Raw genomic sequence first — 13,239 nt, 5'->3', positions numbered from 1 at the left:
CACTTGAGCTAACATTGTTTAAGAGGTGATCGCCTGGGGGGGCTCTTTCATTGGGTATTTCCAGCGGATTTTCTTAAATGTAATAGCCTGTCGTGGTCAACTCGTCTTGGCCGCCGAACTCTGAGCATTCTAATATTTGTCTTCCGCCACATTCGGCGGCAATGCGCACTGAAAGCCTCGGGGTAGGTGCCCGGGTGCAATGCGCGTTGTGTGCGTAACTCGGCAACTTAACACCAGGGAAAACAAAAAGCCCCGAACTCTTTCGAGATCGGGGCTTTTTAATATGGCGCGCTCGGGAGGATTCGAACCTCCGACCGCCTGGTTCGTAGCCAGGTACTCTATCCAGCTGAGCTACGAGCGCGTCGTTGTGGTTGCGAACTATAGTGACTTGCCTTGGCTTCGTCAACTATTTTTTTAAAGATTTTTTCAAAAACTCTTTAAAAATCCGCAGGTTACCGAGCTTCAGGGCTGTCCGGGGATGGCCGGTTCAACTCGATAGGGCGCGCATTCTGCCGTGCTAATTCGGCGTTTGCAAGTACTTTTTTCAACTTATGGCGATGCGGTGTTTCGGACGCCTTGGGCGGTTAGCCTGGGTGTCAGTTGGGGCTCAGGCGACATGTTGCTCTTGTGTGTGCGGTGCTGGTTGCAGGTGTTGGGAAAACGCCTGCTCGAGTAGCTCGGGGTCGCGGTGGCGCTTGATTTGTTCGAAGAACACGGTGGCCTGCGGGTAGCTCAATTTGAGGTAAGCCAGCCACTGTTTTACCCGGTTGCCCAAGTACTTGGCCGGGTAGATGTCCTGGGTGGTGGTGTAGTAGTCGTAGAGGATAGCTGCGACCTGGTGCCACTGCAGTGGCTGATACTCGTGCCCCGCGTACATGGCCTGTATCTGTAGGCCGATATCGGGGCGCGCGAGCAGGCTGCGGCCAAACATGTAGGCGTCACACCCGGTCACCTCGCGGCAGCGCTTGAAGTCGTCCAGTGTCCACAGGTCGCCGTTGGCGATTACCCGTATACCCAGTTGCTGGCGGATTTCTCCGATGTATTCCCAGTATGCCGGTGGCCGGTAGCCATCCACTTTGGAGCGGGCGTGCACCGCCAGTTCGCTGGCGCCACCGGCTTCGGCGGCGCGGGCATTATCGAGGTAGCTGCTGCGGTCCTGGTATCCCAGGCGGATTTTGGCGGAGACGGGGATCTCGTCGGGCACGGCCTGCCGCACGGCGGCGACGATACCCTCTACGCGGGACGGCGACTGGAGCAGGCAGGCACCGCCGTCACTATTGTTGACGGACTTTGCCGGGCAGCCGAAGTTGAGGTCAATGGATCTGGCGCCGGCTTCCACCGCTTTGGCGGCGTTGTAGGCCATGGCGGTGGGGTTGCCGCCCAGCAGCTGCAACTTCACGGGCGTACCGTTTGGGGTCTGCGCGCCCTGTTCCAGTTCAGGGCACAGGCGCGTGAAAACTCGGCGCGGCAGCCGGGTATGGGTGACGCGGACAAATTCGGTGACGCATATATCCACGCCGCCCAGGCGCGACAACAGGGCGCGGACGTGATGGTCGATAACCCCTTCCATCGGCGCCTGATGGATTGTGGGGCGCCCGGTTGTTGGGGGTTCGGGTTGCGCGGGCGCGGGTGCTGGGGACTTCGTGACGTGCATGGATAATTGCTGGTTGCTGCCTGATACCGGGCGCTATTGTAAGGGATTGGCAGGGCGGTTGTGCAATTAATCGGCAGTTTTGCGCTGTGGTTTCACTGGTGGGAAATGGCAGTGAAAATGGCAGGAAAATGCGGCATCTGACAGGTTCTTGGTTGCTTCTGTAACTAATAAGTGTTTGATTTCCAAGAGTTATTGACCGGATAATATCGCCCGCAAAATCTGAACAGACACAATAAAAGTCATTTGCGAGGGAATAAACGTGCAAGAGTCACTGATACAGCAAGGCCTGGATATCACGCTGTTCGGCATGGGAATTGTATTTACGTTTCTTCTCGTCCTGGTGATCTGCACCACCTTGATGTCCCGTTTTGTTACCCGATTTTTCCCCGAGGCTGAGCCTGTTGCGCCGGCCGTCAATGCGTCCGGCACACCGCCGACCGGGGACGAGCGCCTGAAAAAAATTATTAAGGCGGCCATCGAGCAGCATCGCAACAAGCGCCGTTAACGCGGTGCAGTCAATACATCGTTTTAGGACCGGCCCGGTCGTTTTCCGTTGCGTTCGCGAACGCCTGCCGGGAAGGGCGGCTGGCCAGCCAATATTTCAAGATCAACTTTCCAAGAGAGACGACCCATGACTGAGGTTAAAAAGCCATTGGGGATTACGGATGTAGTCCTGCGCGACGCCCACCAGTCGCTATTCGCAACCCGCCTGCGCCTGGATGACATGCTGCCAATTGCGGAGAAGCTGGACCAAGTCGGTTTCTGGTCTCTGGAATCTTGGGGGGGCGCGACCTTTGATGCCTGTATCCGTTATTTGGGAGAGGATCCCTGGGAGCGTATTCGCGAGCTTAAAAAAGCCATGCCGAACACGCCGCAGCAGATGCTGTTCCGCGGCCAGAACATTCTCGGTTACCGCCACTATGCGGATGATGTAGTGGAGAAATTTGTGGAGCGCGCGGCGACGAACGGCGTGGATGTGTTCCGCGTATTTGACGCGATGAACGATATGCGCAATCTGCAGACGGCGCTGGCGGCGGTGAAAAAGCAGGGCAAGCATGCGCAGGGCACAATTTCTTACACTGTGAGCCCGGTGCACAACATGGACCTGTGGGTGGATCTGGGCCGCCAGATCGAAGACATGGGAGCTGACTCCATTGCCATCAAGGATATGGCCGGCCTGCTGCGTCCCTATGAGGGATTCGAGCTGGTCAAGCGCCTGAAGGCGGCGGTGGACATCCCCATCCACATGCAGTGCCACGCCACCACGGGTCTTTCTACCGCGACGGCGCTGAAGTGTGTGGAGGCGGGTATCGACAATATCGATACCGCGATTTCTTCCATGTCCATGACCTACGGCCACAGCCCCACCGAGGCGGTGGTGGCGATCCTCGAAGGCACCGAGCGGGATACCGGCCTGGATATCCAGTTGCTGGAGGAAATCGCTGCTTACTTCCGCGAGGTTCGCAAAAAGTACGCGAAGTTCGAAGGCTCCCTGCGGGGTGTGGATTCGCGGATTCTGGTGGCGCAGGTGCCCGGCGGCATGCTCACCAATATGGAAAACCAGCTGCGCGAGCAGGGTGCCGGCGACCGCCTCGATGAGGTGCTGGAAGAGATCCCCCGCGTACGCAAAGATCTGGGGTACATCCCGCTGGTTACGCCGACCTCCCAGATCGTTGGCACCCAGTCGGTGCTCAACGTGCTGACCGGCGAGCGTTACAAGTCCATCTCCAAGGAAACCGCGGCGGTGCTGAAGGGCGAGTATGGCGCGACCCCTGCGGACGTCGACAAGGCGCTGCAGGACAAAGTGCTGGACGGTGCCGAGCCGGTCACCTGTCGCCCGGCGGACCTGCTGTCGCCGGAGCTGGAAAAACTGGCCGGGGAACTGCGCGCGAAGGCCGACGCGGACGATATTTTGCTGTCGGACGGGGAAGGCGAGATCGACGATGTGCTGACCTACGCCCTGTTCCCGCAGATTGGCCTCAAGTTCCTGAAAAACCGTGACAACCCCGACGCGTTTGAGCCGGTGCCCACGGGCAACGAATCCTCCGAAGTGAAAAACGATCAGGGCGAATGCGTGTACACCGTGTCGGTGGAAGGGCAGAGCTATACGGTCACGGTTGCTGATGGTGGCGATGTGACCGGCATGGTCAAGGTCGGCGATGCGGCGCCCGCAAGTGGCGGTACCGCACCGGTGGCGTCCGGGTCCGGCGAGCCGGTGAAGGCACCGCTGGCGGGCAATATTTTCAAGGTGCTGGTGAAGCCCGGTGATCAGGTGAGCGAAGGCCAGAATATCGTGATCCTTGAAGCCATGAAGATGGAAACCGCAGTGAGTGCGCCACGCGCTGGCACTGTCACCGGGGTGACCATCAAGGAAGGCGATGCCGTGGCGGTGGGCGATGCCCTGCTGACCATCGCGTAACGGGGGCACTTGTGGAAAATATAACGAATCTCTGGCTCTCATCCGGCGCCTATCAGATGACCGTCGGGCAGTTCTCCATGATAGTGGTCTGCCTTGGTTTGCTGTTTCTCGCCATTCGTAAAAACTTTGAGCCGCTGCTGCTGGTGCCGATTGGCTTTGGCGGCATTCTTGCCAATATTCCCGGCGCCAACCTGGCGCTGCCCGCGGTCGAGGCGGCGATTTACTCCGGGGACGCCGGGGTGATGGAGCAGCTGGCGCAAGCGCTGGGGCTGGCCGGCTTCGACTCCGTCGAGGGGCTCAAAGTGGCGCTGGAAAACGCGCCGGCGGCGGCGCAGCTGCGTGTGGAGCAGATTGCTGCCGATGCGGGCTTCAACAACGGCATGTTGTACAACTTCTACAACGTGGCCATTGCTTCCGGTGTGGCCCCGCTGGTGATCTTCATGGGCGTGGGGGCGATGACCGATTTCGGCCCGCTGCTGGCCAATCCCCGCACCCTGTTCCTGGGGGCGGCGGCGCAGTTTGGTATTTTCGCCACGGTGCTCGGCGCAGTCGGTATGTCGGCGGCGGGGATCATGGATTTCTCCGTCGCGGACGCGGCGGCGATCGGCATTATTGGCGGTGCGGATGGCCCCACGGCGATTTACGTGTCGAGCCTGCTGGCGCCGGATCTGCTCGGTGCCATCGCGGTTGCGGCCTATTCGTATATGGCGCTGGTGCCGCTGATCCAGCCGCCGATTATGCGCGCGCTCACCACCGAGCAGGAGCGCCGAATCGAGATGGTGCAGCTGCGACCGGTGAGCAAGCGCGAGAAAATCATCTTCCCGCTGGTATTGTTGATTCTGGTGGCCCTGTTCCTGCCAGACGCGGCGCCGCTGCTGGGGATGTTCTGCTTTGGTAACCTGATGCGGGAGTGCGGCGTGGTATCTCGCCTGTCCGATACCGCGCAGAATGCGCTGATCAATATCACCACGATCTTCCTTGGTCTGTCGGTCGGCTCCAAGCTGGCGGCGGACAAGTTCCTGGACCCGAAAACCCTCGGCATCCTGGCGCTGGGCATCGTCGCTTTTGCCATCGGCACCGCGGCCGGTGTGTTGATGGCCAAGTTGCTGAACGCGGTCAGCAAGAACAAGATCAACCCGCTGATTGGTTCGGCCGGGGTATCTGCGGTGCCCATGGCGGCGCGAGTCTCCAACAAGCTGGGCCTGGAGGCCAACCCGCACAACTTCCTGTTGATGCACGCCATGGGGCCCAACGTGGCCGGCGTGATCGGCTCCGCGGTGGCGGCCGGTGTCATGATCACCATGGTGCGCGCCATGACCGGCTGATGGGCTGGCGTCTGCCTGCTGCTACACAACCCCGCTGCGGCGGGGTTTTTTGTGTCCGGCAGCAACCGTTGACTCGATAGTCTGCATTGGGCGCGGGCACCGGGCGCCGCCCCGGGCCGCCGTGTTAAGATGGCGGCCGTTTTGTAACAGGGCGGCAGCCTGGCCCCGAGTAAGGCCCGTGCCGCAAAGGAGAGGTTATGTCCTGGTTGGGAGCGGGTATTGGTGCGGGCATCGGCATGATGTTTGGCGGCCCCATCGGTGCCGCACTGGGTGCCTGGGTGGGGAGTTCGTTTGGCTCCGGCCTTAAGAAGCTGAGTGAAGCGGGTGTGACCCTGAACCGTGAGGGTGCGCAGACGGTGTTTATCGTCGCGCTGTTTTCCATGCTGGCAAAAATGGCCAAGGCGGACGGTCAGGTTTCGAAAGCGGAAATCCAGCTGGTTGATGACTTCATCAATAATAACCTGCGCCTGAATGCTGAGGATCGCCAGCAGGCGATCAAGATTTTCCAGAACGCTAAAGACGATCAGTTCAGCATCTACGATTACGCCCAGCAGTATCGGCAGCTGATCCGCAATCAGGCCATGCGGGAAATGGTCTACCGCCTGCTGTTTGCGGTGGCGTTTGCCGATGGTGAGTTGCATCCCGCGGAAGAGCAGATCCTGCGCAAGATTCCCGAAGCCCTCGGGCTGCACGCCTCCATCTTTACTGCCATGTTCAACGAGTTTGGTCATCGCGGTGCGGGCACTGGGAGCAGCAATCTGCAGGCGCACTACGACATTCTCGAGTGCAGCCCGGATGCGAGCGACAAAGAGTTGAAGCTTGCCTACCGGCGCAAGGCGGCGGAATATCATCCGGACAAGATTGCCTCCAAGGGCCTGCCGGAAGAGTTCATGCGCCATGCGGAAGACCAGATGAAAAGTGTCACCGTGGCTTACGACACCATTGTCGCCGCGCGCAAGCGCCAGGCGGCGGTTGACCAGGTTTGAAGTGAGGAGCCCGCCAATGTCTCTGGCAGAACATATTCAACAAAAGCTGAGTGATGCCTTTACACCGACCCACATCGAGGTGGACTGTGAAAGTCACATGCACAATGTGCCCGAAGGGGCCGAGATGCATTTCCGTGTGGTGCTGGTGAGCGAGGCGTTTACCGGTGTTCGCAAGGTGCAGCGGCACCAGAAAGTGTACGCGGTGCTGGCGGATGAGATGGCCGGGCCCATTCACGCACTGGCATTGCACCTCTACACCGGTGAGGAGTGGGCAGGGCAGGCGCCGCAGAGCCCGCAGTGCCTGGGTGCCAGCAAAGGTTAATCCGGGTGGTTGGCGGTCAGGTATGATGCGGCCAGATTGCGGCCGCACCTGTTAGCCGCAGCCACAAAATCAACATCAGGTTAGAAACACAGAATTCAGGAGTAGCCGTGGAAGGCTTTATTGTCGACGTTACCGCCGAGAACGCCCAGCAAGTATTGATCGAAGAGTCCATGCAACGCCCGGTGGTGGTGGACGTATGGGCGGATTGGTGCGAACCCTGCAAGCAGCTGATGCCGGTGCTGGAAAAGCTGGCCAATGAGTACGCGGGCCAGTTTTTGCTGGCGAAGCTCAACGCGGATACCGAGCAGGCGCTGGCCGGGCAGCTCGGGGTGCGCAGCCTGCCAACCGTAATGGTGTTGAAAGATGGCCAGCCGGTGGACGGTTTTGCCGGCGCGCAGCCGGAACAGCAGATCCGCGAAATGCTGGACAATTACCTGCCCAAAGCCTGGGAGCTGCAATACCAGCAGGCGCAGAAGCTGGTCGGGGAGGGCGAGCTGGACCAGGCGCTGCCGCTGTTGCGCCAGGCCTATGGAGATTCCGCCGAGCGCGCGGACATTGCCAAGCAGTATGCGGCCGTGCTGCTGGAGAAGAACCGGGTCAAGGACACCGAAGAAGTGCTGGGCAAGATTCTGATGGCGGACCAGGATGCCGACTACCAGCAGCTGATGGCGCAGCTGGAACTGAAGCAGGCCGCAGCCGACTCCCCCGAAATCAAGGCTCTGCAACAGGCGCTGGCGGAAAACCCGGACGACAGTGAGTCTGCGTACAAGCTGGCGGTACAGCTCAGTCAGGCGGACCGTCACGAAGAGGCGCTGGAAATTCTGCTCGGCCTGTTGCGCAAAGACCTGGGCTTTGCCGATGGCGCGGCCAAGCAGGCCTACCTGGATATCGTCAAGGCACTGGGAGCGGGTGACCCGGTAGCGACGACCTACCAGCGCAAACTGATGACCCTGATGTTCTGATCCGCAGGGATCGAAGCCATGTACAAACTGTGTATCTATATACCCGAGTCGCATCTGGAGCCGGTGAAACAGGCGATTTTTGCCGCCGGCGCCGGGCGTATCGGTGACTACGACCGTTGCTGCTGGCAGGTGTTGGGCAGCGGGCAATTCCGGCCGTTGGACGGCAGCCAGCCGTTTATTGGCCAGCAGGGGGCGGTGGAGCAGGTGCCGGAGTACCGGCTGGAAACCGTCTGCGCGGATGCGGTCGTTGATGCGGTACTTGCGGCCATGCGCGACGCGCATCCCTACGAAGAGCCCGCATTTGACCTGTGGAAACTCGACGACCGCTGCAACTGATTTGTGCAGATGCTGGTATCCCGGCAGGCGCCGGGTCGCTCGGTGGCTGCTGAGTGGGGGCTTAGAGCTTTCGCTTGATTACGCCCCGGTGCAGGGAAAATTGCCCTTGCGCGCGGTCGTTGAAGTAGTGCTTCAGCGTCTCTGTCATTACCGGAAACGCCATTTCCTGCCAGGGAATATCCTTTTCATCGAATAGCTCGACTTCCAGCGATTCCGGCCCGGGGCCGAACTCGGTGTCGGTCAGTTCGCCGCGATAAATCAGGTAGACCTGGTTGATGTGGGGAATGTCGTAGACCGAGAAGAGATCGTCCACGCGAAGGTTGGCACGGGCCTCTTCCCAGGATTCCCTGAGCGCCCCCTGCTCACTGCTTTCGCCATTTTCCATAAACCCCGCAGGCAGGGTCCACAGGCCGTAGCGGGGTTCGATGGCGCGCTTGCATAGCAGCACTTGATCGCCCAGGTAGGGCAGGGTGCCGACGATTACCCGCGGGTTCACATAGTGGATGGCGCCGCAACTATGGCACAGGTGGCGGGGGCGGTCGTCGCCGGTGGGGACTTCAAATACAACGGTGTGGCCGCAATGGCTGCAAAATTTCATGGCGGAAGTATACCCGCCAAAGGGTGGAGTGCCAGTCGGCCCTTTATCTTTCTTCTATATTCATAAGTAGGCTTTTTTGCAGTGGCGATGGTCGGTTTACCATGGCGCGTTTTCTCGTGTTTGTTTTTTTGCTGTCGGGGCTCCTGGGTGTGTTGGGGCTGCAGGGCTGTGCCGAGGAGGAAGCGCCGGAGGCACCCAAACCTCCGCCGGTGGAGGTGCTGACAGCGCGTGCGCACCAGGTTGTGCCGCGCTACGAGTACGTGGGCCGCGTGGAAGCAACCGACGAATACAAGGTGCGCCCGCGGGTAGAGGGATATATCGAGAGCCGCAATTTTGTCGAGGGGCAGATGATTCGCGAGGGCGAGCTGCTCTACGTCATAGACCCGCGACCGTTCGTGGCGGCACTGGAGAATCAGCGCGCGAACCTGTCCCAGGCGCGCTCGGCGCTCGCCATTGCGGAACGCAATTACCGCCGCGGAGAGGAGCTGGTGCGCACGGGCGCCATCAGCAAGGTGCAGATGGATGAACTCACCGGCAACTACGAGTCCGCGCAATCCCAGATGGAGGCGATACAGGCAGATGTGGAGACCGCAGAGCTCAATCTGAGCTTCACCGAAATCCGCGCGCCCTTGACCGGCATCATCGGTCGCAGCCAGTTTACCGATGGCTCCTTGGTGGGGCCAATGTCTGAGCCTTTGACAACCATCGTGCGTATGGATCCCATCCTGGTCAATTTCGAGGTGCCGGAGCACCGCTTGTTTGTGGTGCAGGAGGAGGCGGCGCGGCGTCGCCAGCAGGGGATCGCCCAGGAGCGACGGGATGTGCGCATCAAGCAGCCCAATGGCGAGATGTATCCGTACCCGGGCTTGCTGGTTTTTGTGGACAACCAGATCGACCCCAATACCGGCTCGGCGTTGGTACGAGCGCGCTTTCCCAATCCCGAGCAGTTGCTGATACAGGGCCAGTTTGTGCGGGTAGAGATCAGCGTGTTTTCCGGCAGCGAGGGCATCAAGCCGCTGGTGCCCCAGGCAGCGGTGCAGGAGGACATGCAGGGACGTTTTGTTTACGTGGTCGATGACCAGGATATCGCGCACAAGCGCTACCTGGAGCTGGGCCAGCGCGAGGGTGAGTTGTGGGCCGTGACCGATGGCATCAAGGCCGGCGAGCGGCTGATCGTCAATGGCCTGCAGCGGGTGAATGCGGGGCAGCCGGTTACGCCGCAAAATACCCAGTTGGATCCATACAAGGGGTTGCAGACGGTTCAGCCCCCGGACACCGCGAGCCCGGTCATGCCGTTGCGCGAAGGCGAGGTCACCGAGCAGGAGCGCAGGGAATCCGGCGCGACAGATCCGCAGATACAGCGAGAGCAAGACGACGCAACACAGGGCAAGGAGCCGGATGCATATTTTGACGGTAAATAGTCCCCGGCAGTTTTTGCTGTGGTTGCGGGTGGCCGGGCAATGATCAGTGCCACATTCATCCGTCGCCCGCGCTTCGCCCTGGTGATTTCGATCCTGATCAGTCTTGCGGGCATTCTGTCGCTGCCGCTGCTGCCCATCGCCCAATTTCCCGATATCAGCCCACCCACAGTGCAAGTCAATGCTTCCTTTCCCGGGGCGAGCGCGGAAGTGATGCGCGACAGTGTGGCGATTCCCATCGAGGCGGAAGTCAACGGCGTGGAGGGTATGCAATATATGTCCTCCACCAGCAACAGCGACGGCTCCTATAGCCTCACGGTGACCTTCGAGAGCGGTTATGACGGCGACGTCGCCCAGGTGAATGTGCAGAATCGTGTGCAGCAGGCGACGCCGAGCCTGCCGGAAGAGGTCACACGCAGCGGCGTCACCGTGGAGAAGAAGTCGAACACCATTCTGCTGGTGGTGAACCTGGTATCCCCGGATGGCAAGTTCGACAACCTGTTTCTCGCCAACTATGGCGAAATTTTTATTCGCGATGAGCTGGCACGGGTGGATGGTGTCAGTGACGTGCAGTTCCTGGGTGCCCAGGATTACTCCATGCGCCTGTGGCTGAACCCGGACAAAATGGCGGCGCTGGATGTGACGGCGAGTGATGTGATTGCGGCGGTGCGCGCTCAGAATTTACAGGTGGCCGCGGGCAGTATCGGCGCGCCACCGATCCAGAAAGAGCAGCAGTTCCAGTACACCATCATTGCCCGGGGCCGCCTGGAGAGCGTGGAAGAGTTTGCCGCAATCAGCATCCGCTCGAAGCCCGGCGGCGCGATTGTGCGGCTGAGTGATATTGCGCGTATTGAGCTTGGCAGTCAGAGTTACAACGCATTCGGGCAGCTCGACAACAAACCCTCGGCGGTACTGGCGGTCTACCAGCTGCCGGACGCAAATGCGCTGAGCGTGGCACAGGCCATTGATGCGAGGATGGAGATACTCTCCCAGCGCTTCCCCGAGGGCTTGAGGTTCGAGATTCTGTACGACACCACCGATTTTGTCCTCGCCTCGATCACCGAGGTGGTGGAGACATTACTGATCGCGTTGGTTCTGGTGATCGTGGTGGTGTATGTATTTCTGCAGGACTGGCGCGCCACGCTGATTCCGGCGGTGGCGATACCGGTATCACTGATCGGTACATTTGCGGTGATGCTGGCGCTGGGAATGACCATTAATACCGTCACCCTGTTTGCGTTAATCCTCGCTATTGGTGTGGTGGTGGATGACGCCATTGTCGTGGTGGAAAACACCCAGCGCCTGCTCGGCGAGGGGCTGGCGCCGCAGGAGGCGGCGATGCAGTCCATGCGTGAGGTGACGAGCCCGGTGATCGCCACTACCGCAGTATTGTTTGCGGTTTTCGTGCCGGTGATGCTGATGCCTGGGCTCACCGGCAAAATGTATCAGCAGTTCGCCCTGACCATTTCCATCGCTGTGCTTATTTCCAGTATCAATGCCCTGACCCTGAGCCCCGCGCTCAGTGCGTTGTTGTTGCGCCCCAAAAATGGGCAGGGCGAGGGCGAGGGCGGGGAGAAACTGACCGGGGTGTTCGGACCATTTAACCGTTTCTTGCGCAGTGCCACCCGCCTCTACGTGAGGATCGTAGGCTTCAGTGTGCGGCGCCCGATGATCGGGCTCGCATCCATCGCCGGTGTGTGTGCCCTGTGTGCCTGGCTGTTCAGCACGGTGCCCACCGGGTTTATTCCCGACGAGGACCAGGGCTTCTTCATGATGAACGTGCAGTTGCCAGATGGCGCTTCACTGCAGCGAACGGTGAAGGTGGTGGAGGGGTTGAGTGAAAACATCGGTGCACTTGACGGTGTTGCCTCGGTGATGGCGATCCCCGGCTACAGCCTGTTGTCTGGCAGCATGGCGCCCAATACCGCTTTTATGATTGTGATATTGCACCCATGGGAAGAGCGTAAGACACCGGAATTGAACCAGTTTGCCATTCTCGGCAAGGTGCAGGCATTGGGCGCTGGGGTCCCGGAGGCCGAAGTGCAGGCGTTCCCGGTGCCGGCGCTGCCGGGCCTCGGCACCATCGGTGGCTTCGAATATGTGCTCCAGGATCTGCAGGGGCGGGATATCCAGGAACTTGCCGCGGTCGTCTATGGACTGCTCGGCGAGGCAAACCCGCGCCCGGAAATCGGCCGCGCCTTCACCACCTATCAGGCGGCCACACCGCAGCTGCAACTGGAAGTGGACAAGGACAAGGCGCACATACTCGGGCTGCAGCTATCGGATGTATACCTGACGCTACAGACTTATCTCGGTGGCTTCTACGTCAACGACTTTAACCGTTTCGGCAAGATGTTCCGGGTAATGGCGCAAGCCGATGCGCCCTATCGCGATGATGAGCAGGACCTGAATGGCTTTTTTGTGCGCGCCAATAGCGGTGGGCTGGTGCCGGTCAGCTCGGTGGCCGAGGTCGTGCCGATCGTCGGGCCGCAGACAGTGAACCGTTACAACATGTACAACAGTATCAGCGTCAACGGCGTACCCGCGCCTGGCTATGCCAGTGGCGAGGCAATGAAGGCGATGGAGGAACTGGGTGCGCGGCTGCCGCAGGGCTACGGCTACGAGTGGACCGGTTCCAGCCTGGAGGAAATCAGTGCGGGTAACCTGGCGCCGATCCTGTTCTCCCTTGCGGTGCTGTTCGCCTACCTGTTTCTTGTCGCCCAGTACGAGAGCTGGTCTATTCCCATCGCGGTGCTGATGGCGATCCCGATAGCCCTGGGCGGTGGATTACTGGCGTGCTGGCTAATGGGGCAAGACAACAACCTGTATACCCAGATTGGCCTGGTGTTGCTGATCGCGATGTCGGCGAAGACCGCGATTTTGATGGTGGAATTTGCCATGGCGCAGCGTGACCAGGGGAAATCCATCGAGGAGGCGGCGCTGGAGGCCACGCGGCTGCGCTTCCGCGCGGTACTGATGACGTCGATGTCATTCATCCTCGGGATTTTCCCGCTCGTCATCGCCACCGGCGCCGGCGCTGCCAGCCGGGTGTCCCTGGGATTGGCGGTATTCGGTGGCATGCTTGCTGCAAGTATTTTTGCAACCCTGCTCGTGCCAATTTATTACGGCCTGGTACAAAGCCTGCGCGAGAAGGTAAAAGGCGGGCATAAGCCCAAGGATGCCGGCGCGGCGGACACAGTGGCCTAGTGGGTTGAGCCC

Annotated in this window: 11 protein-coding genes and 1 tRNA gene; 9 read left to right on the top strand and 3 right to left on the bottom strand. The window is 60.2% G+C overall.

What is annotated here, in order from left to right:
* Positions 1-284: 284 nt before the first annotated feature.
* Together JF535_RS14915 and JF535_RS14910 are read right to left on the bottom strand one after the other, a co-directional pair.
* A tRNA-Arg gene (locus tag JF535_RS14915) sits at positions 285-361 on the bottom strand.
* A 246-nt stretch (positions 362-607) separates the two neighbouring features.
* Complete coding sequence (locus JF535_RS14910) at positions 608-1,570, bottom strand: tRNA dihydrouridine synthase (RefSeq protein WP_207003895.1); 963 nt, start codon at positions 1,568-1,570, stop codon at positions 608-610.
* A gap of 343 nt (positions 1,571-1,913) precedes the next feature.
* Here JF535_RS14910 and JF535_RS14905 point away from each other — a divergent pair, with 343 nt between their 5' ends.
* From JF535_RS14905 to JF535_RS14875, 7 genes are all read left to right on the top strand, one after another.
* The gene (locus JF535_RS14905) at positions 1,914-2,159 is read left to right on the top strand and encodes an OadG family protein (protein WP_340674189.1); all 246 of its coding nucleotides are present in this window, start codon (positions 1,914-1,916) and stop codon (positions 2,157-2,159) included.
* 126 nt (positions 2,160-2,285) lie between these two features.
* Complete coding sequence (gene oadA, locus JF535_RS14900; protein ID WP_207003432.1) at positions 2,286-4,073, top strand: sodium-extruding oxaloacetate decarboxylase subunit alpha; 1,788 nt, start codon at positions 2,286-2,288, stop codon at positions 4,071-4,073.
* A gap of 56 nt (positions 4,074-4,129) precedes the next feature.
* Positions 4,130-5,398 (top strand): sodium ion-translocating decarboxylase subunit beta, encoded by a 1,269-nt coding sequence (locus JF535_RS14895; RefSeq protein WP_242524029.1) that lies wholly within the window; start codon positions 4,130-4,132, stop codon positions 5,396-5,398.
* Positions 5,399-5,595: 197 nt separating this feature from the next.
* Positions 5,596-6,384, top strand: a complete 789-nt coding sequence (gene djlA / locus JF535_RS14890; RefSeq protein WP_207003427.1) for a co-chaperone DjlA — start codon at positions 5,596-5,598, stop codon at positions 6,382-6,384.
* Positions 6,385-6,400: 16 nt separating this feature from the next.
* Entirely contained in the window at positions 6,401-6,706 is a 306-nt protein-coding gene (locus tag JF535_RS14885) for a BolA family protein (protein ID WP_207003419.1), read from the top strand.
* Between the two features lie 107 nt (positions 6,707-6,813).
* Entirely contained in the window at positions 6,814-7,668 is an 855-nt protein-coding gene (trxA, locus tag JF535_RS14880) for a thioredoxin (RefSeq protein WP_207003418.1), read from the top strand.
* A gap of 18 nt (positions 7,669-7,686) precedes the next feature.
* Positions 7,687-8,004 (top strand): YqfO family protein, encoded by a 318-nt coding sequence (locus tag JF535_RS14875; protein WP_207003417.1) that lies wholly within the window; start codon positions 7,687-7,689, stop codon positions 8,002-8,004.
* Positions 8,005-8,065: 61 nt separating this feature from the next.
* Here JF535_RS14875 and JF535_RS14870 read toward each other — a convergent pair whose 3' ends face one another.
* Positions 8,066-8,602: an NUDIX hydrolase gene (locus JF535_RS14870; protein ID WP_207003416.1), complete on the bottom strand. Its 537-nt coding sequence runs from the start codon at positions 8,600-8,602 to the stop codon at positions 8,066-8,068.
* A 101-nt stretch (positions 8,603-8,703) separates the two neighbouring features.
* On the opposite strand from JF535_RS14870, the gene JF535_RS14865 reads away from it, so the two are divergent.
* Together JF535_RS14865 and JF535_RS14860 are read left to right on the top strand one after the other, a co-directional pair.
* Positions 8,704-10,023, top strand: a complete 1,320-nt coding sequence (locus tag JF535_RS14865) for an efflux RND transporter periplasmic adaptor subunit (RefSeq protein WP_207003415.1) — start codon at positions 8,704-8,706, stop codon at positions 10,021-10,023.
* A gap of 39 nt (positions 10,024-10,062) precedes the next feature.
* On the top strand, positions 10,063-13,227 hold the full coding sequence (locus tag JF535_RS14860; protein ID WP_207003414.1) for an efflux RND transporter permease subunit: 3,165 nt from the start codon (positions 10,063-10,065) through the stop codon (positions 13,225-13,227).
* Positions 13,228-13,239: the final 12 nt, after the last annotated feature.

Source organism: Microbulbifer salipaludis (assembly GCF_017303155.1).
Classification (GTDB): domain Bacteria; phylum Pseudomonadota; class Gammaproteobacteria; order Pseudomonadales; family Cellvibrionaceae; genus Microbulbifer; species Microbulbifer salipaludis.
The sequence above is the reverse complement of the archived record's forward strand: the minus strand, read 5'-3'. Positions and strand labels throughout refer to the sequence as shown.

Coding starts and splice junctions, on each gene's coding strand:
- JF535_RS14910 (WP_207003895.1), bottom strand. CDS start 1,570: ATGGAAGGGGTTATCGACCATCACGTCCGCGCCCTGTTGTCGCGCCTG.
- oadA (WP_207003432.1), top strand. CDS start 2,286: ATGACTGAGGTTAAAAAGCCATTGGGGATTACGGATGTAGTCCTGCGC.
- JF535_RS14895 (WP_242524029.1), top strand. CDS start 4,130: ATGACCGTCGGGCAGTTCTCCATGATAGTGGTCTGCCTTGGTTTGCTG.
- djlA (WP_207003427.1), top strand. CDS start 5,596: ATGTCCTGGTTGGGAGCGGGTATTGGTGCGGGCATCGGCATGATGTTT.
- JF535_RS14885 (WP_207003419.1), top strand. CDS start 6,401: ATGTCTCTGGCAGAACATATTCAACAAAAGCTGAGTGATGCCTTTACA.
- JF535_RS14875 (WP_207003417.1), top strand. CDS start 7,687: ATGTACAAACTGTGTATCTATATACCCGAGTCGCATCTGGAGCCGGTG.
- JF535_RS14870 (WP_207003416.1), bottom strand. CDS start 8,602: ATGAAATTTTGCAGCCATTGCGGCCACACCGTTGTATTTGAAGTCCCC.
- JF535_RS14865 (WP_207003415.1), top strand. CDS start 8,704: ATGGCGCGTTTTCTCGTGTTTGTTTTTTTGCTGTCGGGGCTCCTGGGT.
- JF535_RS14860 (WP_207003414.1), top strand. CDS start 10,063: ATGATCAGTGCCACATTCATCCGTCGCCCGCGCTTCGCCCTGGTGATT.